General features: G+C 44.4%; 21 protein-coding genes. 17 read left to right on the plus strand and 4 right to left on the minus strand.

Going from position 1 to position 21,637, the window contains the following annotated elements; translation table 11 throughout:
- Positions 1 to 7 precede the first annotated feature (7 nt).
- From JK188_RS04145 to JK188_RS18085, 3 genes are read right to left on the minus strand one after another with little or no spacing between them, the layout of a single operon-like run.
- Positions 8 to 736, minus strand: a complete 729-nt coding sequence (locus tag JK188_RS04145) for a DsbA family protein (protein WP_154604619.1) — start codon at positions 734 to 736, stop codon at positions 8 to 10.
- On the minus strand, positions 733 to 2,811 hold the full coding sequence (locus tag JK188_RS04150) for a protein-disulfide reductase DsbD family protein (RefSeq protein ID WP_211887939.1): 2,079 nt from the start codon (positions 2,809 to 2,811) through the stop codon (positions 733 to 735). The genes JK188_RS04145 and JK188_RS04150 overlap by 4 nt, the downstream gene beginning before the upstream one ends.
- 47 nt (positions 2,812 to 2,858) lie before the next feature.
- A complete protein-coding gene (locus JK188_RS18085) occupies positions 2,859 to 3,272 on the minus strand; it encodes a hypothetical protein (protein ID WP_036947662.1) in 414 nt (137 codons plus the stop codon).
- 521 nt (positions 3,273 to 3,793) lie between these two features.
- Here JK188_RS18085 and JK188_RS04155 point away from each other — a divergent pair.
- The 17 genes from JK188_RS04155 to lipA all read left to right on the plus strand — a co-directional run bounded on the left by JK188_RS04155 (position 3,794) and on the right by lipA (position 21,158).
- Positions 3,794 to 4,687: an amino acid ABC transporter substrate-binding protein gene (locus tag JK188_RS04155; RefSeq protein WP_211887938.1), complete on the plus strand. Its 894-nt coding sequence runs from the start codon at positions 3,794 to 3,796 to the stop codon at positions 4,685 to 4,687.
- A gap of 114 nt (positions 4,688 to 4,801) precedes the next feature.
- Positions 4,802 to 5,542, plus strand: coding sequence for an amino acid ABC transporter permease (locus tag JK188_RS04160; protein ID WP_211887937.1), 741 nt, complete (start codon positions 4,802 to 4,804; stop codon positions 5,540 to 5,542).
- 1 nt (position 5,543) lies between these two features.
- Complete coding sequence (gene gltK, locus JK188_RS04165) at positions 5,544 to 6,224, plus strand: glutamate/aspartate ABC transporter permease GltK (RefSeq protein WP_006660949.1); 681 nt, start codon at positions 5,544 to 5,546, stop codon at positions 6,222 to 6,224.
- Positions 6,221 to 6,946, plus strand: a complete 726-nt coding sequence (locus JK188_RS04170) for an amino acid ABC transporter ATP-binding protein (RefSeq protein ID WP_036947670.1) — start codon at positions 6,221 to 6,223, stop codon at positions 6,944 to 6,946. Before gltK ends, JK188_RS04170 begins: the two co-directional genes overlap by 4 nt.
- Positions 6,947 to 7,458: 512 nt before the next feature.
- Positions 7,459 to 10,041 (plus strand): leucine--tRNA ligase, encoded by a 2,583-nt coding sequence (gene leuS / locus JK188_RS04175; RefSeq protein ID WP_211887936.1) that lies wholly within the window; start codon positions 7,459 to 7,461, stop codon positions 10,039 to 10,041.
- A gap of 12 nt (positions 10,042 to 10,053) precedes the next feature.
- Positions 10,054 to 10,593: an LPS assembly lipoprotein LptE gene (lptE, locus tag JK188_RS04180; protein ID WP_036947677.1), complete on the plus strand. Its 540-nt coding sequence runs from the start codon at positions 10,054 to 10,056 to the stop codon at positions 10,591 to 10,593.
- A complete protein-coding gene (gene holA, locus JK188_RS04185) occupies positions 10,593 to 11,627 on the plus strand; it encodes a DNA polymerase III subunit delta (protein ID WP_211887935.1) in 1,035 nt (344 codons plus the stop codon). Before lptE ends, holA begins: the two co-directional genes overlap by 1 nt.
- 40 nt (positions 11,628 to 11,667) lie before the next feature.
- Positions 11,668 to 12,324: a nicotinate-nucleotide adenylyltransferase gene (gene nadD, locus JK188_RS04190; protein WP_187129818.1), complete on the plus strand. Its 657-nt coding sequence runs from the start codon at positions 11,668 to 11,670 to the stop codon at positions 12,322 to 12,324.
- 351 nt (positions 12,325 to 12,675) lie between these two features.
- Positions 12,676 to 13,002, plus strand: coding sequence for a ribosome silencing factor (gene rsfS / locus JK188_RS04195; RefSeq protein ID WP_080675589.1), 327 nt, complete (start codon positions 12,676 to 12,678; stop codon positions 13,000 to 13,002).
- A gap of 2 nt (positions 13,003 to 13,004) precedes the next feature.
- A complete protein-coding gene (gene rlmH / locus JK188_RS04200; protein WP_006660942.1) occupies positions 13,005 to 13,475 on the plus strand; it encodes a 23S rRNA (pseudouridine(1915)-N(3))-methyltransferase RlmH in 471 nt (156 codons plus the stop codon).
- 32 nt (positions 13,476 to 13,507) lie between these two features.
- The gene (gene mrdA / locus JK188_RS04205) at positions 13,508 to 15,397 is read left to right on the plus strand and encodes a peptidoglycan DD-transpeptidase MrdA (RefSeq protein WP_036947689.1); all 1,890 of its coding nucleotides are present in this window, start codon (positions 13,508 to 13,510) and stop codon (positions 15,395 to 15,397) included.
- Between the two features lie 2 nt (positions 15,398 to 15,399).
- On the plus strand, positions 15,400 to 16,512 hold the full coding sequence (mrdB, locus tag JK188_RS04210; protein WP_036947691.1) for a peptidoglycan glycosyltransferase MrdB: 1,113 nt from the start codon (positions 15,400 to 15,402) through the stop codon (positions 16,510 to 16,512).
- 13 nt (positions 16,513 to 16,525) lie between these two features.
- Complete coding sequence (gene rlpA, locus JK188_RS04215; protein WP_211887934.1) at positions 16,526 to 17,503, plus strand: endolytic peptidoglycan transglycosylase RlpA; 978 nt, start codon at positions 16,526 to 16,528, stop codon at positions 17,501 to 17,503.
- A gap of 191 nt (positions 17,504 to 17,694) precedes the next feature.
- Entirely contained in the window at positions 17,695 to 18,924 is a 1,230-nt protein-coding gene (dacA, locus tag JK188_RS04220; protein WP_036947697.1) for a D-alanyl-D-alanine carboxypeptidase DacA, read from the plus strand.
- A 154-nt stretch (positions 18,925 to 19,078) separates the two neighbouring features.
- Entirely contained in the window at positions 19,079 to 19,342 is a 264-nt protein-coding gene (gene ybeD, locus JK188_RS04225) for a DUF493 family protein YbeD (protein WP_006662335.1), read from the plus strand.
- Between the two features lie 216 nt (positions 19,343 to 19,558).
- Positions 19,559 to 20,122 carry a lipoyl(octanoyl) transferase LipB gene (lipB, locus tag JK188_RS04230; protein ID WP_230082517.1) on the plus strand — a complete coding sequence of 188 codons (564 nt, stop codon included), beginning with the start codon at positions 19,559 to 19,561 and terminating at the stop codon, positions 20,120 to 20,122.
- Positions 20,123 to 20,192: 70 nt separating this feature from the next.
- A complete protein-coding gene (lipA, locus tag JK188_RS04235; protein WP_036947707.1) occupies positions 20,193 to 21,158 on the plus strand; it encodes a lipoyl synthase in 966 nt (321 codons plus the stop codon).
- A gap of 187 nt (positions 21,159 to 21,345) precedes the next feature.
- Here the strand turns inward: lipA and cspE are convergent, their stop codons facing one another.
- Complete coding sequence (gene cspE / locus JK188_RS04240) at positions 21,346 to 21,555, minus strand: transcription antiterminator/RNA stability regulator CspE (protein ID WP_006662336.1); 210 nt, start codon at positions 21,553 to 21,555, stop codon at positions 21,346 to 21,348.
- Positions 21,556 to 21,637 lie beyond the last annotated feature (82 nt).

The following is a 21,637-nucleotide window of genomic DNA, read 5'->3' on the forward strand; positions in this document are numbered from 1 at the left end:
CACGCCATTATTTCGCTTTGCTGAGCTGTTCTTTCACGATGCGTTCAAATTCTTGTGCATCAACAGCCCCTGGGATCATTTCATCACCCACTAACGTTGCTGGCGTACCATTCACGCCTAGCATATTAGCCAGCTCAAGGTTTTTACGGATAGCCGCACGGCTCTTATCACTCGCTTTTAACTTACCATTGCCGGTTGCTTGCAGCGCTTCTTTGATGTTTGAATCAGATAACATACCCTGTTTCGCCATCAGTTTTTGGTGCAGCGCTAAGAACGCTTTTGGGTTTTCCTGCCATAAAGTCATCGCTAGTTGCGAAGATTCCAGCGAGGTTTCCCCTTTAAATGGCAGGTACTTGATAACAACTGCAACATCCGGGTTTTTCTTCACAATATCTTCTAACAGTGGGTCAAAACGTTTGCAGTATGGGCAGTTAAAGTCAGTAAAGTTCACCAAGACTAATTTCGCATCTTTCGAGCCAATACGTGGGCTAGTCGGGTCATTAAACAGGGCATCATGCTGATCTTTTAATACCTGTTTCATTTGCGCTTGTTGTTTTTCACCTTGTTTCGCTTGTAAAGCCACAATCGCTTCTTCCAGGATCTCTGGATTCTCAACTAATGTATCGCGTACCAGCTTACGAACTTGTGCTTCTTGGTCAGCAGTCAGTGGCGCTGCATGTGCTGTGGCCCCTAATACTAGTGAGGAAAATAAAACAGCTAATATCGTCTTTTTCATTTTTCGGCTCCTTTGGCCTCAGTCATAATTGATAATACAGATTCACGATCAAGTATTGTTGACAGTATTTTCCCCTCTGTCAGATTAGGGCCATAAATCTGGTTAAACGGCACAGCCACTTGCCCTCGACGTTGCAAAAACGCCGAGATTTCAGGTGAAGGTTTTGTCCAATCACCCCGTAGCGCGACGACATCCGGTTCACTCAGTAAGTGCTGAATTTCGTCATTAAGTAGGACGTTATATTTATTCGCCTTACACGTCACACACCAGTCTGCAGTCACATCAATAAACACACGTTTATTATCTGCCAGCGCTCGCGTGATTGCGTCTTCAGACAGTGTTTGCCATTGAACCTTATCGGAAACTAGCGTTTGGTGGCCTTGTTGTTGGTCTATCGCCATCCAAGCAAATCCAGCACCCAGTACCGAGAATAATAGGAATGGGAAAATTGCCGCACGTACCCCTCGGTTCTTAAGAATAAATAACACTAAGATTAATAAAAACAGTACGGCGATAACGGTAGCGGTCATTGCACCAAAATGGGGAATTAATAAGCTGATTAACCATAAGCAGGAAACCAACATCATTAAGCCCAGTACTGCGCGCAATTTCAGCATCCATGTTCCTGGCTTTGGTAACGCTTTCGCAATCACAGGGAATGCCGCAATCAATAACCACGGAAGGCTCATCCCGATACCTAGTGCAGTGAAAATCAGCCACAGTTGCGACATCGGTGCCGCTAATGCGAAAGCGACCGCCGTGCCCAAAAAGGGTGCAGAACAAGGTGTCGCTAAGAGTGTCGCGAAAACCCCTTGCCAGAAATGCCCGCTATTACCCTGCCCACCTGCGGTGGCTAAACGCGTATTTGCTTTACTGCCTAGGTTAATTTCAAACAACCCAAATAAATTCGCAGTAAACAGCGCCGTAATCAGCACCATAAAGCCGATAAACCACGGGCTTTGGAACTGAATACCCCAACCAACAACTTCCTGTCCCCATCGCAAGAATGTCATCAATAAGGCTAATAACCAGAATGAGACCAGAATCCCCGATGAAGAGAGCAAGAATTGCCGACGAATGGTATTTTGTTCACCTTGAGGAACCAATAAGACAGAGCCGAGTTTCATTGCCAGTACAGGCAAAACACACGGCATTAAGTTCAGGATCAGACCGCCAAGTAGCGCAAATAGAACTATCTGCCATAAACCCAGCGCGTGTCCACTGTCATCCCCAGATACGGAACCAGTATAAGGCACGACATTGCCATGTATTTGTTGAGATAACTCACCGTCCGCCACAACAAATGAAACTGTTTTACCCACAAGATTAGGCGCTTCACCGCCCCAGTCATCGCTAACATCAATGGTAGCGGTTAACTTATTGCCAGAATATTTTAGGGATGGAACACCAAGGCTCGCGCCATCTACAACATCAGTAAACAGATGCGGGTCAATCCAGGTATTATCGGCGGCTTTTTGTAACTCTACCGTCAATTTATTGCCAGCAAAGCCAAATTGCGCCTGTTCAACAAGCCCACTAGCCGCAGGCACACTGCCTTTTGCTTGATTAAATGCCCAGCTAAAATCCGCAGGAGCCGGTTCAGTGAGATCCAATTCAAAAGGGTAGTCAGTTAGAATACAAACATTGCTACACGTTGATAATGTCAGTGTGCCTGACAATTTATCGAGATGCTCACTACTAGTGACTGTAATAGGGAAAACCACGTCTCCCATATAACCTTGTGTCGACACGCCAGCGACATCAAAGCGCCCCGGCGTTGGCCATAGCCACTCCACCGTTTTGACGGGTGAAGACCAACTTATTTCCGGTGCAACGCCCCCTTCTCCCGGTGAGCGCCAATAGGTCTTCCAGCCATCATCGAGTTTTACATCCAGTAAAATATCGACCTTGCCCTCATTTTGTGCAGAGCTCAGCAAGCGAACCTGTACATGGCTCGGTGTGTTTGCGGCCATAAACCCCGTGTTTGCAGGTTGTAACCAGCCTGTATCCGCAGCCTGTAAGCTGCTAGAAAATACAGTAAATAAAACAATTAACGCATTAATAAAAAAACGCATGATCCCTCCAGAATAAATAACAGCGACGAACAATAAGCCGCGGCTTTCTAATCCCGAAGATTACAGAATTGTAGATGACGCCGAACGCCAGGTGGGGAATGGCTCTCTTCACGGTTTGCTCTATATATAAATAGCCTAGTGCAAAAGATAGCGAATGCCGCTAAAGAAAGAAATATAAAAAAGAGAGGTTCTATCACAGCAGGAACAAGAGTAAGGAGTGATTTGGAACTTAATTCACACGTTGAAAGCTTCACGGGCTTGCTATTTTGTTCATTTATATCAGAAAGATAATGCTCTGAAGAAAGCTGGATTTGATTCGCTACCGCAGAAGTCTGTATTGAAGCTGATGTAAACATTGAGGCGAATAGGCGCTCCCCGACGGCTCTTTGATTCATACAAATCAACACCATCAGACAGGCAAACAGCACTAATCCTTTACCTAGCTTTATCGACCTCGTCATGTCTGTCTCAGATTATCTTCCTGAATTCACAATAATTAGCTAATTAAGTTAATAACAGGTTACATCTTACACAGGCAAATAAGCAACACAAGCACCATCATCTAACTTTACAAACAACTCTCATTTATAAAATTAACTATTTTTTGCACTTTATCCGAAAAGCGGCACGGAACTTGCTACTTACTTAATAAATGGCAAAACGAAACTATTTTGCACGATTTCGGTGCACGATAGTCGAGTTTCGGCAGTTTGTCTCTTTATTGGTGTCGCAGTTCACAACTGCCTAAATAATATGCGAGACAGCTCCCGAATTTAAAACAATTCGTTTTCAAAACTCATATTTTTTAATTACTTTTTAACAATAATAAAACATACAGCCGATGATCGTGTCATGATGAAAACCTCACGAAACATCTGCAAACACAACACCACAAAACCAAAATAAATCGAGTAATGTATCGTTAAAACACAAACCTCGAAATATGGCGGATTGACACCGATGTTCTAAAGGAGCTGTAATTATGCGTATTAGCAAGCTTGTTTTAACAATGATGCTTTTGGGTGCAACCTGCGCAGTTCAAGCAGAAGAATTAAACGGTACTCTGAAAAAAATCAAAGATAATGGAGTGATAGTCGTGGGTCACCGCGAATCATCAGTGCCATTCTCTTACTATGATAATAATCAGAAAGTTGTTGGCTACTCACAAGACTACTCCAACCTCATTGTTGATGCAGTGAAAAAGAAACTCAATATGCCTGATTTACAGGTGAAATTGATCCCTATCACCTCGCAAAACCGTATTCCATTACTGCAAAACGGCACATTTGATTTCGAATGTGGCTCCACAACGAATAACCTAGAGAGACAAAAACAAGCAGCCTTCTCTAATACCATTTTCGTGGTTGGTACTCGACTGCTGGCGAAAAAAGACTCCGGTATCAAAGACTTTGCTGATTTAGCAGGTAAAAACGTCGTTGTGACATCAGGAACAACGTCAGAAGTGATCCTGAACCAGCTAAATGATGAGAAAAACATGAAGATGCGCATTATCAGTGCTAAAGACCACGGGGACTCATTCCGTACTTTAGAATCTGGTCGTGCTGTTGCCTTTATGATGGACGATGCCTTATTAGCCGGTGAGCGCGCAAAAGCGAAACAACCGGATATCTGGGAAATCGTAGCAAAACCGCAAACTGAAGAAGCATACGGCTGTATGCTGCGTAAAGATGACCCACAATTCAAAGCATTAGTCGATGAAACTATCTCAACTGCACAAAAATCTGGCGCAGCGGAAAAATCATTCGACCGCTGGTTTAATCAACCAATCCCACCGAAGAACCTGAATCTGAAGTTTACGTTATCTGATGAAATGAAGGCGCTGTTCAAATCACCAAACGATAAAGCATTAAACTAATAAAAAAGACAAACAGGGTGTTACTGAAGTAGGAGTCGCAAGGCGGTCGTTCCCGCCTTGCTTTCTCTTATTGCGGTATTCGGGACAATCAAATTGCCCACAGGAAGTCATATTATGTCAATTAATTGGAACTGGGGGATATTCCTTGAGAATGCCCCATTTGGGAATACCACCTATTTAGGGTGGTTAATATCTGGCTTAGAAGTCACTATCACGCTATCCATCTGCGCTTGGATCATCGCTTTTCTGGTTGGCTCATTTTTCGGTATTTTACGCACAGTACCTAACCGCTTTTTAGCCTTTTTAGGGACTGCTTACGTTGAATTATTCCGTAACGTTCCGCTGATTGTTCAGTTCTTCACTTGGTATCTAGTGATCCCTGAACTGCTGCCACAATCTATCGGCGACTGGTTTAAAATGGAGTTAGATCCTAACTACCAGTTCTTCCTCTCTTCCATGCTATGCCTTGGCTTGTTTACGGCTGCGCGAATGACTGAGCAAGTTCGTGCTGCTATTCAATCCCTGCCTAGAGGGCAACGTAATGCAGCGCTCGCGATGGGGCTAACACTGCCACAAACCTATCGCTATGTACTGCTACCGAATGCTTATCGCGTCATTTTACCGCCGATGACCTCGGAAATGCTGAACTTGGTGAAAAACTCCGCTATCGCATCCACTATCGGGTTAGTGGATATGGCGGCACAAGCAGGAAAATTACTCGATTACTCCGCCCATGCTTGGGAATCTTTCACAGCAATCACGCTGGCATATGTCGGTATCAACTTGATTATTATGCTACTAATGAGCTTGCTTGAGCGCAAAGTGCGCTTACCCGGCACACTAGGAGGACGCTAAGATGGCTTATCAATTTGATTGGAGCTCCATTGAGCCAAGCATCCCATTCTTAGTGGATGGTTTTATTATCACCGCCAAAATTACAGCAGCAGCCATTGTGGTTGGGATTTTATGGGGAACCGTACTCGCCGTTATGCGTTTATCCAGCATTAAGCCACTGCGCTGGCTGGCGGCCTTTTACGTCAACACCTTCCGATCAGTTCCATTAGTTATGGTACTGTTTTGGTTCTATTTAGTTGTGCCTAACATATTACAAAATGTTCTAGGCTTATCACCAAAAAATGATATTCGTTTAATATCCGCAGTGGTAGCCTTCTGTCTTTTTGAAGCGGCTTACTACTCTGAAATTATCCGTGCAGGTATTCAAAGCATCTCGAAAGGTCAGGCAAGCGCCTCCCTCGCTTTAGGTATGACCCAAATGCAAACCATGCGTTTAGTCGTATTACCGCAAGCGTTTAGAGCGATGGTGCCATTATTGCTGACCCAAGGTATTGTATTATTCCAAGATACCTCTTTAGTATATGTTCTTGGGTTAACCGACTTCTTCAGAACCGCTACCAATATTGGGGAGCGTGACGGTACGCAAGTCGAAATGATACTCTTTGCGGGACTCATCTACTTTATATTCAGTTTCGGCGCTTCAATGCTGGTGAATTATCTTAAGAAAAGGACTGTTTCATGATTACCCTGAAAAATGTATCGAAATGGTATGGCCAATTTCAGGTGCTCACAGATTGCACAACTGAAGTCAAAAAAGGCGAAGTTGTGGTTGTATGCGGGCCATCTGGTTCTGGTAAATCCACATTAATAAAAACAGTAAATGGGTTGGAGCCAATTCAACAGGGTGAAATTTTCGTTAACGATATCCAAGTTAATAGCAAAAAAACTGACCTTGCGAAGCTGCGCTCAAAAGTCGGTATGGTGTTCCAACACTTTGAACTGTTCCCTCACCTTTCCATTATTGAAAACCTAACATTAGCGCAAGTTAAAGTGTTAAACCGCGATAAAAAAGCCGCTGAAGCGAAAGGCTTAAAATTACTGGAGCGTGTGGGATTGGCGAGCCATGCTAATAAATTCCCTGCGCAGCTCTCTGGTGGTCAACAGCAACGTGTCGCCATCGCCCGCGCGCTATGTATGGACCCGATTGCCATGTTGTTTGATGAGCCAACTTCCGCCCTAGACCCAGAAATGATCAACGAAGTGCTGGATGTTATGGTGGAGTTAGCGAATGAAGGCATGACCATGATGGTGGTAACGCACGAAATGGGCTTTGCGAAAAAAGTGGCTAACCGCGTGATTTTCATGGATGAAGGTAAAATTATCGAAGACAGTAAAAAAGAGGATTTCTTCGCTAATCCGAAGTCAGACCGCGCGAAAGATTTTCTGGCAAAAATCTTACATTAATCTCGCTTTAGGTTGCAGAAAGTCCGACAGGGCTTTTTGCAACTTTTCCCTCAACTTTTCTTACCCGCACAAAATTCACCTCGTTTTCTTGATTGTCACTTTTCTGCGCTTGAAATCTCTTAAAAAATTCTCTAACGTGTTCTAAGTTCAAATAAAATTGCGAACAAAGCAAATTCCCCCTGAAATAGTTCAAGTTTTAGGTAGTAAATTGAATTATGATAGGCGATACGCTTATTATTTGTGCGCGTTCTTAGTTTCATCAACGTATGGCAATATCAACGTATCGCCAACCACTATGTAGCACAAAATATAACAAACAGCTGAAACAGCAAGACCAAGTCCCTGTAAATTCATCTAATCGACGATTCATCGTTTTTTACAGACACAATGGCTTTCGGCATTGTTGTTTTCATGTGTGATCCGCTATGCTATGCGGATCCATTTTATAGAAAAGACATTCACCTGCTACAGACTAAACTGTAGCGATTATTCACCATAGGATTATCGGTGCCATGCAAGAACAATATCGTCCAGAAGATATAGAGCCTAAAGTACAGCGTCACTGGGATGAACAACAAACGTTCAAGGTGACAGAAGACAACAGCAAAGAGAAATACTACTGCCTGTCCATGCTACCTTACCCTTCTGGTCGACTACACATGGGCCACGTTCGTAACTACACCATTGGTGACGTGATCTCCCGCTACCAGCGTATGCTGGGCAAAAACGTTCTGCAACCAATTGGTTGGGATGCGTTTGGTCTGCCAGCTGAAGGTGCCGCGGTTAAAAATAACACTGCGCCTGCACCATGGACTTACGCCAATATCGATTACATGAAAGGTCAGCTGAAAATGCTGGGCTTCGGTTACGATTGGAACCGCGAAGTGACCACCTGTACGCCAGAATATTACCGTTGGGAACAGTGGTTCTTCACTAAGCTGTATGAAAAAGGCTTAGTATACAAAAAAACCTCCGCCGTTAACTGGTGTCCACACGACTTAACCGTTCTAGCAAACGAACAAGTTATCGACGGCTGCTGCTGGCGCTGTGATAGCCAAGTTGAGCGTAAAGAGATCCCTCAGTGGTTTATCAAAATTACCGACTACGCTGAAGAACTGCTCAATGACTTGGACAAACTGGAAGATTGGCCAGAACAAGTTAAAACCATGCAGCGCAACTGGATTGGTCGCTCTGAAGGTGTGGAAATCACCTTTGATGTTGCTGATCGCGCAGACAAATTAACTGTCTACACCACCCGCCCAGATACCTTTATGGGTGCGACATATGTGGCGGTTGCTGCAGGTCACCCATTAGCGCAAGAAGCTGCCAAAGCGAATAGCGAATTAGCCGACTTTATCGATGAGTGCCGTAATACCAAAACTGCGGAAGCGGATATGGCAACCATGGAGAAAAAAGGTCTGGCAACAGGTTTGTATGTCGTTCATCCATTAACCCAAGAAAAATTACCAATTTGGGTCGCGAACTTTGTTCTGATGGAATACGGTACAGGTGCAGTGATGGCAGTTCCAGCTCACGACCAACGTGACTGGGAATTTGCTCATAAATACAATCTGCCAATCAAAGCGGTAATTGCAGATGCTGAAGGCAACACGCCTGACTTATCTCAAGAAGCGATGACTGAGAAAAATGCTCTGATCAACTCAGGTGAATTTACTGGTTTAAGCAATGAAGCTGGCTTCAACGCGATCGCAGATAAACTGGTTTCCCTTGGTGCAGGTCAACGCAAAGTCAATTATCGCTTACGTGACTGGGGTGTTTCCCGTCAACGTTACTGGGGCGCGCCAATTCCAATGGCAACCTTAGAAGATGGTACTGTGGTTCCTGTTCCTGAAGACCAGTTACCGGTTATTTTACCGGAAGATGTCACCATGAACGGCATCACTAGCCCAATTAAAGCGGATCCTGAATGGGCAAAAACCACCATCAATGGTCAGCCAGCGCTGCGTGAAACCGATACCTTCGATACCTTTATGGAATCATCTTGGTACTACGCACGTTACACTTGCCCACAATATGACGATGGCATGTTGAACCCAGAAGCCGCAAACTACTGGCTGCCTGTGGATCAATACATCGGTGGTATTGAGCACGCCATCATGCACTTAATGTATTTCCGTTTCTTCCACAAATTAATGCGTGATGCCGGTCTGGTGAACTCTGATGAACCAGCAAAACGTTTACTGTGCCAAGGTATGGTTCTGGCCGATGCCTTCTACTACACCGGTAGCGATGGTCAGCGTGTATGGGTTTCTCCTGCGGATGCAATTGTTGAACGTGATGACAAAAACCGTATTACTAAAGCGGTAGACAACGAAGGTCATGAACTGGTTTATACTGGTATGAGCAAGATGTCTAAATCTAAGAACAACGGTATTGACCCACAATTAATGGTCGAAAAATACGGTGCTGACACCGTCCGTCTGTTCATGATGTTCGCCGCGCCACCAGAATTAACACTGGAATGGCAAGAGTCTAGCGTTGAAGGGGCTAACCGTTTCGTTCGTCGTGTATGGCGTTTAGTTCACGAACACGCACAAAAAGGCGCAACTCAACCATTAGATATCAGCGCATTAACTGCGGAACAAAAAGATTTACGTCGCGACTTACATAAAACCATCGCGAAAGTGACTGACGATGTGGGTCGTCGTTACGCATTCAACACCGCTATCGCAGCGGTCATGGAATTTATGAACAAGTTAGTTCGCGCTCCGCAAGAAACTGAGCAAGACCGCGCTTTAGTTCAAGAATCTTTAGATGCTATCACGCTGATGTTATCGCCAATCATTCCACACGCTTGTTTCGAAATGTGGAAAGCATTAGGTCACAATGACGATATCGATTTTGCAAGCTGGCCTGTGGCTGACGAACAAGCCATGATCGATGATACTAAGCTGGTTGTTGTTCAAGTTAACGGTAAAGTCCGCGGTCGTATCACGGTCCCTGCTGATGCTAACCAAGAATTCGTTCTGGAAATGGCATCACAAGAAGGCAGCGTCGCGAAATACCTCGAAGGCGTTAGCATCCGTAAAGTCATTTACGTACCAGGTAAATTACTGAACTTAGTTGTTGGCTGATAAGGAGCCCAAGTGCGCTATCTGATAACTCTATTTCTCAGCCTGTCGGTGCTCGTCACCGCAGGTTGCGGTTTTCGCCTTCAAGGAACCACGCAACTTCCTGAAGAATTGAAAACATTACAGTTAAGTTCTGGCGACCCATACAGTTACCAAACTCGTGCGGTCAGGGAACAGCTGCGACTCAATAACGTGACTCTGCTAGATTCTGGTCGCGCTGACGTACCTATTTTGAAAATTGTAGGTTCAACAGAAAGCACCGATACCGTTTCGATTTATCAAGATGGTAAAGCAGCAGAGAAACAACTGACGCTGGTCATGAAGGCGCAAGTGTTAATGCCGGATGGCGCTATTTATCCGCTGGAAACAAAAGTTGTGCGGACTTTCTTTGATAACCCGTTAGAAGCGCTCGCAAAAGATGCTGAGAACGAGATTGTGAAGCAAGAGATGCAACAACAAGCGGCACGTAACATTGTGCGCAAACTGCTTCTGGTTCACAGTGCTGAGTTAGAAAAAGCGAAAGCGCAAGCGGCTGAGAAACCTGTTGCCGAATAATGATACGCATTTATCCTGAACAGCTGGCCTCTTCGTTACAAGAGTCTCTAAGAGGCCGCTATCTCATTTGGGGCTCCGAGCCCCTTCTTATTCAAGAAAGCCAAGATGCTATTCGCCAAGTTGCACGTCAGCAAGGTTTTGAAGAGCATTTTACTTTCGCTTTAGAGCAAAATACCGATTGGGATGAAATTTTTAGCCTCTGCCAAGCACTGAGTCTGTTTGCCAGTCGCCAAATGCTCACCCTATTTTTGCCTGAAAATGGTCCGAATGCTGCGATGGCAGACAAGCTAACGCAGCTCGCCAGTTTACTTCACCCCGATCTGCTATTAGTTCTACGTGGACATAAACTCACCAAAGCGCAAGAAAACAGTGCTTGGTTCAAAGCCATCAGCCAAGATGGTATCTATGTCAGTTGCCTAACGCCTGAATATCAACGTTTGCCCCAGTGGGTCTCTAAGCGTGCTAGCCAAATGCGGCTTTCATTAGAAACTGAAGCAAACCAATTACTTTGCTATTGCTATGAAGGTAATTTATTGGGATTAGCGCAAGCGCTGGAAAGGCTTTCCTTGCTCTATCCAGATGGAAAGCTCACTTACCCTCGTGTCGAAAGTGCGGTGAATGATTCAGCCCATTTTACTCCCTACCATTGGGTTGATGCGATCCTAGCGGGTAAGCCTCGCCGTTCATGGCATATCCTTGAGCAGCTCAAGCAAGAAGATGTTGAACCTGTGATTTTACTACGGGCTATCCAACGAGAATTAATGTTGCTGATCACGTTAAAGCGTCAATCTGCGACCACCTCATTAAAAACGCTATTTGACCAACATAAAGTTTGGCAAAACCGTCGAGGATTGCTAGGCGAGGCGCTACAACGTTTGAGCTTACATCAATTACAATCGGCGTTGATGCTACTCACCCAAGCTGAAATTCACACTAAGCAGGATTTTTCCCACTCTTCATGGCCGGATTTGCAGTCTCTTTCCATGGTGTTATGTGGTAAAACCGATGCAGAACATTTTATTCTGCCACGATAATAACTGATAGCTAATCACCTAATATCAATGGTAATGAATGATGAACGCTAAACCACAAGGTCTACAAGCGCTATTTGGGGGGACTTTTGACCCTATTCATTATGGGCATCTACGCCCTGTTGAAGCATTAGCTAATCAGGTGGGGCTGCAAAAAGTCATTTTGCTACCGAACCACGTTCCACCTCATCGACCTCAGCCGGAAGCTAGCCCTACCCAGCGATTAGAAATGGTAAAATTAGCCATTCAAAATAACCCACTGTTTACTGTTGATACCCGAGAACTCCAGCGAAATACGCCCTCTTTTACAATCGAAACGCTCAGTGAATTGCGCCAAGAACTTGGTCATGAACAACCTCTTGCGTTCATCATTGGTCAAGATTCCCTGTTATCCATTAATACATGGCATGGCTGGACTCAGCTATTAGATAAATGCCATTTACTGGTCTGTGCGAGACCCGGTTACGCCACGCATTTTACCGATCCAGATATGCAACAGTGGCTGCAACAGCATCAAGTGCAAGACCCTCAAGTATTGAGCCAAACGCCCTGTGGTTCGATTTTTATTGGCGATACACCACTGGTTAATATTTCAGCGACTGAAATACGTGAACAACTCAGCGAAGGTCAGGCTTGTGAAGATTTACTCCCTCGCGCAGTTTATCACTATATTCAACAGCAACATTTGTATCAAAAATAAGCAATTTTATTTCTATTAACCAAATAGGAATGTCAGCAAATAATTTATTCTCTTTTATTCACTTAATTTCGATTTAATTAATTGCACAACTCAGCGCTTATTCTAGAATATTGATACGTAAGAGATAGGGATATTTTATTTGTAAAGTTACGATAATTATCTTGCCCAATGGATAAGATATCCCTATAAATTGCCCACTTACGCCAATAAAAAATAATTTAGCCGATTTTTGTGAAAATCTGGGGTAAAATGGCGGCACTTTGCTAGGGGGATCCCCCTAGAAAGCACAATGATGAATAGTCTTTAACAAGAATAGTGTTTAACAAGAGATTCTCTCAATTTGAATGAAAGGTGAACCTTTTGCAAGGAACTGAACTCCAACAATTTATTATCGATCAACTTGAAGATGCGAAAGCGGAAGATATCATTTCGATCGATGTCCATGGGAAATCAAGTGTTACTGACCAAATGATCATCTGCACAGGGACGTCAACTCGTCACCTGATGTCTGTGGCTGATCGTTTAATTGATGCGTGCCGTAAAAACGGTTTAATGCCTCTCGGTGTTGAAGGTCAAGGCATTTCAGACTGGATTGTTGTCGACCTTGGTGATGCCATCGTCCATATCATGCAAGATGAAAGCCGCCGCATGTACGAACTAGAAAAGCTCTGGAGCTGAGTTTGAAATTACAACTCATCGCTGTCGGAACTAAAATGCCGGACTGGGTACAGACCGGCTTTATGGATTACCTTCACCGTTTTCCCAAAGATATGCCTTTCGAATTAACCGAAATCCCCGCAGGAAAACGTGGAAAAAATGCAGACATCAAACGCATTCTCGAAAAAGAAGGTGAATTGATGCTTGCCGCTGTCGGCAAAGGCAACCGTATCGTCACGCTGGATATTCCAGGAGATCGTTGGGATACACCCAAATTAGCCGTGCAGTTAGACAAGTGGAAACAAGATGGTCGTAATGTCAGTCTGTTAATTGGTGGACCAGAAGGACTTGCTCCGGCGTGTAAAGATGCCGCAGAACAAAGTTGGTCTCTATCGCCACTAACACTACCCCATCCGCTAGTTCGCGTCCTTGTTGCCGAAAGTCTTTATCGGGCATGGAGTATTACGACTAATCACCCATATCATCGGGAATAGTTAGGAATTAATTTGTACACAATGGCAATGGGATGAAACAACAACGCACCCCTTTTCGCGACCATACCGCAGAATCAGTTTTGTTTATTCGCCGAGCATTAATTGCTTTCGGCGTCATTGTCATACTTACTTCTATCCTCGTGACCAATTTGTATCATCTACAAGTAGTCCGTCATGACGATTACCAAACACGCTCAAATGATAACCGCATTAAATTGGTGCCTATTGCGCCTAGCCGCGGCATTATTTATGACCGAAAAGGCACCCAGTTAGCTCTCAATAGCACGTTTTATCAGCTAGAAATTGTTCCTGAAAAAGTAGATAACTTACAGGAAACACTCGATAAGCTACGGGATGTTGTTGACCTTACTGACGAAGATATCACCAACTTTGAAAAAGAGCGTAAACGCTCTCGCCGCTTTACGTCTATCGCGCTGAAAACCCAGCTAAATGAAGTTCAAGTTGCCCGCTTTGCCGTTAATCAATATCGCTTTCCTGGCTTAGAAGTGAAAAGTTATCAGCGTCGCTCATACCCGTATGGCTCCGCATTAACCCATGTCATCGGCTACGTCGCAAAAATTAATGATAAAGACGTCGAGCGCCTTGATAAAGAAGGGTTACTACCGAACTACGCCGCCAGCCATGATATCGGTAAATTAGGTATTGAACGTTACTATGAAGATGTCTTACATGGTAAAACAGGCTACGAAGAAGTTGAAGTGAATAGCCGTGGTCGAGTGATCCGCCAATTACACGAGCAGCCACCGCAAGCAGGTCGCGATGTCTATTTAACTATCGACCTTGAATTACAAACTTATATTGAGAAAATCCTCACGACAAGTCGTGCTGCTGTCGTCGTTACAGACCCGCGTAATGGTGAGATCCTCGCCTTGGTTTCCACACCAAGTTACGATTCAAACTTGTTTGTGAACGGAATTTCCAACAAAGATTACCAAGAGCTGTTAAATAACCCTAACAGGCCGTTGATCAACCGCGCTACTCAGGGCTTATATCCACCCGCATCGACGGTGAAACCTTTTATCTCTGTCGCAGCATTAAGCGAAAAAGTCATTACGCCAAACACCACAATCTACGATCCAGGCTGGTGGCAACTCCCTGGCTCAGAAAAACGCTATCGTGACTGGAAACGCTGGGGACACGGTAAGCTGAATGTGGTCAAGTCTATCATTGAATCTGCGGATACCTTCTTCTACCAAGTCGCTTATGACATGGGGATTGACCGTCTTTCCGAATGGATGACCCGATTTGGTTACGGTGAATATACAGGTATTGACCTTTCCGAAGAGCGCCAAGGGATCATGCCAACCCGCGAATGGAAACAAAAACGCTATAAAAAACCTTGGTACCAAGGGGACACCATCCCTGTCGGGATTGGTCAAGGTTATTGGACATCAACGCCAATTCAAATGTCTAAGGCTTTGATGACGTTGATTAATGACGGAAAAGTCAAAACGCCTCATTTACTGTATGGAACCAAACTTGGCGATGCCATGGTACCTTATGAAGATAAAGAAACCCGACAAATTGGCGATATCCATTCTGGATATTGGGAGCTGGCCAAAACCGGTATGTACGGTGTGGCCAATGCGCCAAATGGTACCGGTAAGCGTAGTTTCGTAGGAACACCTTATAAAGTAGCTGCAAAATCAGGAACGGCGCAGGTATTTAGTTATGAAACCTATAACGCCAGCAAATTAGCCGAGCATTTACGTGACCATAAACTAATGATTGCTTATGCACCTTATGATAACCCCACTATTTCCGTTGCTATTATTTTAGAAAACGGGGGTGCAGGCCCAGCAGTTGGTGATATTGTTCGCCAAATCTTTGACCATGTCCTGTTAGGTGATAACAAAACCCAAGTCGAAAGTACGGGTGCCAGTGCAGAGGAAGATCGTTAATCATGACTGACGATAAGAGAAAATTATCACTATCAACACGTCTGCACATTGATGTGCCTATGTTATTAATCATCATCGCCTTACTCGCTTATAGCGCCTTTATTATGTGGAGCGCTAGCGGGTTAGATCCCGAGATGATGGAACGAAAACTAGGACAAATTTTTTCTGGTTTTATCGTGATGATCGTGATGGCGCAAATTCCACCTCGCATGTATGAAAGCCTCGCGCCACACCTGTTTATTTTCTGCGTTATTCTCTTAGTCTTCGTTGATGTTTTTGGGCAAATCAGTAAAGGGGCTCAGCGCTGGCTAGATTTGGGCTTTGTACGGTTCCAGCCATCCGAAATTGCGAAAATCGCGGTACCGCTCATGGTCGCTCGTTTCATGAACCGTGACTCATGCCCGCCGTCATTTAAAAATACCTGTATTGCCCTCGTATTTATTTTTGTCCCAACATTGCTGGTCGCAGCTCAGCCAGACTTGGGGACCTCGATCCTCGTCGCCGCATCAGGGCTATTTGTCCTATTTTTAGCAGGAATGAGCTGGCGTTTAATTGCCGTTGCCGCCGTCGCGCTTGCCGCCTTTATTCCGATGCTCTGGTTCTTCTTAATGCATGACTACCAGAGAGCCCGAGTCATGATGCTACTTGACCCAGAAAGTGATCCTCTAGGTAAAGGCTATCACATCATCCAATCTAAAATTGCGATTGGTTCTGGCGGTTTAATGGGTAAAGGCTGGTTGGAAGGCACTCAGTCTCAACTAGAATTCTTACCTGAACGTCACACCGACTTTATTTTCGCTGTATTAGCTGAAGAACTTGGATTGATTGGTGTCTTGATCTTATTGGGTCTTTATATCCTATTGATTATTCGTGGGCTATACATTGCTGCAAATGCGCAGAACACCTTCGGGCGAGTGATGGTCGGCGGATTAATCCTAATCCTATTTGTGTATGTGTTTGTTAATATTGGTATGGTGAGTGGTATTCTACCTGTTGTGGGGGTTCCCCTCCCCTTAGTGAGTTATGGGGGCTCCGCCTTAATTGTTTTAATGGCTGGATTCGGTATTATCATGTCTATCCATACCCACAGAAAATTTTTATCTAAGAGTTTATAAAATGAGGCTTAGTATGCGTTTACAATGGATTATGCTCGCCATGGCAACCACATTACTCAGTGGGTGTATTAACGAAGACGTTAAGCAGCAGCCAACAGTTCCAACTAATGTCCCTACACAAGATGTGTTGGGTGCTGAGCCACATTATGAGCCTTATCATCCAACGGCAAATAATGATTACCAGCGTAATGGCAAGCAATACCAAATTGTCCGTGAACCCGCACAGTTCTCCCAAGTTGGCTATGCGTCAATTTATGGTCAAGAAGCTTCCGGTCAATTGACTGCCATTGGTGAACGCGCTAACCCAGTAGAGTTAACTGCAGCTCACCCTACATTACCTATTCCAAGTTATGCTCGTATTACCAACATGATGAACGGGCGCATGATGGTGGTTCGTATCAATGACCGTGGCCCTTATACTCCTGGCAAAAGTATTGCCGTATCCCGTGCAGTCGCTGATCGCTTAAATCTGATGACGACCACAAAAATTAAAATTGATGCAATCCAAGTTGCACCAGATGGAAGCTTATCAGGGCCAGGAACTGTTGGTTCAAACTTTGTTAAACAAAGTTATGCCCTGCCGGATCGTCCACAATTAGGTTCAGGTCCATTAGGTACACCGGTGATGCAAGAATCCCCAGCGCCAAGCAACGTATTACCAGTAAAACAGCCTGCGGAACCTATGCAACCAACGATGCCAGATATGAACATCAAGCAGCCAGAACCACAAGTTGCACCGAAAGCCACTGAGACAGAATCCGTTCCTGAACGTGGTTTCTTAGTTCAAGCTGGCGCTATCAGTAGCAAAGCAAACGCACAAAGTATGTTAGATAACTTAAAAAATCAGTTTAACGTACCGGGTCGCCTACAGCCTTACAATGGCATCTACCGCGTTCAATTAGGACCTTTTACAACGAGACAGCAAGCGGTAGAGATACAATCTCGTTTACAGTCTGAGCGCAATCAACAATCCATGGTTGTTGCCCCTTAATCACTCAATAACCGAATAATTTACGTTGCTGGGGGAAATTATTGATAGCTCCCCCTGCAACTTAAAGTACAACGGGTATAAACTAGCGTAAATTTACCTGCACAGCGCAAGAGCTTCTTTTATCTGCCTTCGAACTTTTGCTAAACTGCGCTTTCTTGTGTTAACCGAATGTTGGATGTAATGATACAACCATGAAAAATGTCTCCTCATCACGCAATGTCTTTCTGCCACAAATCGTGCGTCAGACTGCGCTGGCTTCTGCACTGATCGTTTCTACTGTCACTTTTGCAAATGCGAATGAAGCTTTTCCAAATACTTCAGTTCCTGCTGCTCCAGCTATCGATGCTGAAGCGTATATCTTGATTGATTACAATTCAGGTAAAGTGCTTGCCGAAAGTAATGCAGATCAGCGCCGCGACCCTGCTAGCTTGACCAAAATGATGACGAGCTATGTCATCGGTCAAGCCATTAAATCAGGCAAAATTGGCGCGAATGACATGGTCACCGTGGGTGAAGATGCATGGGCGACAGGTAACCCAATTTTCAAAGGCTCTTCATTAATGTTCTTAAAACCCGGAGATCGCGTGAGTGTTTCTCAGCTAACCCGTGGTATTAACTTACAATCCGGTAATGATGCCTGTGTTGCTATGGCAGACTATGTCGCAGGTGACCAAGCTAACTTTGTTAACTTGATGAACACCTACGTGAATAAACTGGGTCTGCAAAATACGCACTTCCAAACAGTACATGGTCTCGATGCTGCGGGTCAGTACAGCTCTGCTCGTGATATGGCATTGATTGGTCAAGCGCTGATCCGTGATGTACCGGAAGAATACGAAATTTATAAAGAAAAAGAATTCACGTTTAACAATATCCGCCAAACTAACCGTAATGGTCTGTTATGGGATAAAAGCCTTGCAGTTGATGGGATCAAAACTGGTCACACTGATGCAGCAGGTTATAACTTAGTTGCCTCCGCAAAAGATGGCGATATGCGTCTTATTTCCGTCGTTATGGGTGGAAAAAGCAGTAAGGGGCGTGATGCAGAAAGCAAAAAATTGCTGACATACGGCTTCCGATTCTATGAAACAGTGAAACCTCTGCAAGCTGGCGTCGAGTTTGCCACTGCCCCAGTTTGGTTTGGCGATGACAGCGAAATTAAGTTAGGCGTAGTTGAAGACCTGTACCTCACTATCCCTCGCGGTCGTTTAAAAGACTTAAAAGCAAGCTACGAATTAACCACCACTGAAATCGAAGCGCCGCTGAAAAAAGGTCAACAAGTGGGAACGATTAGCTTCCAATTAGACGGTAAAACCATCGAACAGCGTCCTTTAGCGGTATTAAAAGATGTTGAAGAAGGCGGATTCTTCAGCCGTTTAATCGACTACATCAAATTATTATTCCATCGTTGGTTTGGTTAATACTTGAAATTGAAATCAGTTAGCCCCATATAGTTTGTATCTGAAAGCCTGTAGTGAAATACAAACCCTGATGGGATAGTGAGTTGGCTGGCGAAATCTATTTTCTTCCAGCCAATTTTTATGCAGGCGCTAATCAATATTTTTAGGAGTGCCCATGAAAACGAAATTAGGTGAACTGCTTGAGTTCCCATGTCCATTGACCTACAAAGTGATGGGCCTAGCGCAGCCAGAATTAGTTGACCAAGTCATTGAAGTGGTTCAACGCCATGCTCCAGGTGATTATGCACCAGACGTTAAACCGAGCAGCAAAGGTAACTACCATTCTGTCTCTATTACGATTAACGCCACTCATATTGAGCAAGTTGAAACGCTCTACACTGAGTTAGGTGCATTAGAGTTAGTCAAAGTTGTGCTGTAATTAGTAACAAGAAAACCGAGCCACAAGCTCGGTTTTTTATTATCCGCAATATCAGCTGAAAAATAACAAGTTAATAACAAGACAAACTGGTGGTAACGCGTTCACAGCGTTATACTGCCATTCATCTTTACAGCCTGTGGACACCGTATTTTGTCGAAGAATAGCATCATCATCCGCGACTTAGGTCTGGCTCCCTACGAGAGCACATCTGAGGCAATGCACCAATTTACTGAATCCCGTACTCCTGATACCTGCGATGAAATTTGGCTGGTGCAACACCCTTCTGTGTTTACCCAAGGGCAAGCTGGCAAAGCCGAACACCTTCTCGCGCCGGGAAATATCCCCGTGATCCAAAGTGATCGTGGCGGACAAGTGACTTACCATGGTCCCGGCCAGCAAGTCATGTATGTGATGATAGATCTAAAACGCAGTCACATTGGTGTCCGTGAGCTTGTTAGCGCCCTAGAAACTTGCGTGGTCAATACCCTCGCCCATTTTAATATCAGTGCGTATCCGCGCCCTGATGCCCCCGGCGTTTATGTCAACGGAGACAAAATTTGCTCCCTTGGCTTACGTATTCGAAAAGGCTGTTCATTCCATGGATTGGCGTTGAATGTGGATATGGATCTCGAGCCTTTTAATCGCATTAACCCTTGTGGTTATAGTGAATTGAAAATGACACAAGTGAGAGCGCTGTCGCCAAACATTACATTAAACGATGTTCAGCCAGTGCTTATTAGTCAGTTCTGTGACACACTTGGATTTCATATTGTTCAATAATAATGCTATAATTTTTTAACATTTTTCAAAAAAATTTTAATGGCAAACAGATAACTGGAACCGGCACATTATGAGTAAACCAATTCAGATCGAGCGTGGAATTAAATACCGTGACGCCGATAAAATGGCACTGATCCCTGTTAAAAACGTGGTGACGGAACGTGAAGAAATTCTGCGTAAACCTGACTGGATGAAAATCAGATTGCCAGCTGATTCTACGCGAATTCAAGGCATTAAAGCCGCAATGCGTAAAAATGGCCTGCACTCAGTCTGCGAAGAAGCTTCCTGCCCTAACCTCTCTGAATGTTTTAACCACGGAACTGCCACCTTTATGATCTTAGGTGCTATCTGTACTCGCCGTTGCCCATTCTGTGACGTTGCCCATGGTCGACCAAATGCCCCTGATGCGAATGAGCCAGAAAAATTAGCGCAAACCATCAAAGACATGGCTCTGCGTTATGTGGTTATTACTTCCGTTGACCGTGATGATTTGCGTGATGGTGGTGCCCAGCACTTTGCTGATTGTATCAGTGCCATCCGTGAAAAAAGCCCGACCATTAAAATTGAAACTCTCGTGCCTGACTTCCGTGGACGTATGGATCGCGCATTAGAAATTCTCACCGCTACGCCACCGGATGTGTTTAACCACAACCTTGAAAACGTACCGCGTATTTACCGCCAAGTTCGCCCTGGTGCTAACTACGAATGGTCACTGAAATTACTGGAAAAATTCAAAGAAGCTCACCCTGAAATTCCAACAAAATCAGGCTTAATGGTAGGCTTAGGGGAAACCAACGAAGAGATCATTGAAGTGATGCGTGATCTGCGTCGTCATGGCGTTACCATGTTAACGTTGGGGCAATACTTGCAGCCAAGCCGCCACCACTTACCCGTTAAACGCTATGTGAGCCCTGCTGAGTTCGATGAAATGAAAGAGGCAGCGATGGATATGGGCTTCACTCACGCAGCCTGTGGCCCGTTTGTACGCTCTTCCTATCATGCCGATCTACAAGCAAAAGGCGAAGAAGTTAAATAATATTAATCTTTTCGTCTAAATAGTGATTAAAAGAAACCCCAATTGTGAATTACTACACATTGGGGTTTTTTATTAGTTACCTAATTTATCACCAATGAAAATTATCATTAGATCAATTTTAGCGATAAAAAAACTCGCGCTAGCAAAGCTAGTGCGAGTTTAGTGCTGTTCGTTTCTAAGTATTTAATTACAAAGAGACAACGTTAGCAGCTGATGGACCTTTCGCGCCTTCAGTGATTTCAAATTCAACTTTTTGGCCTTCTGCTAAGGTTTTGAAACCGTCGCCAGAAATCGCAGAGAAGTGAACAAAAACATCTTTGCTACCATCTTCTGGAGTGATAAAACCAAAACCTTTGGACTCATTGAACCACTTAACGTTACCTTTAACTTTAGACATCAAATATTACCTTTAAAATAAAATAGACACACCATCTGTATCAAGCTCAGTACATCAAATATATAACTGACTTGTCTACAAC

Source organism: Providencia sp. JGM181 (assembly GCF_018257375.1).
Taxonomy (GTDB): domain Bacteria; phylum Pseudomonadota; class Gammaproteobacteria; order Enterobacterales; family Enterobacteriaceae; genus Providencia; species Providencia lanzhouensis.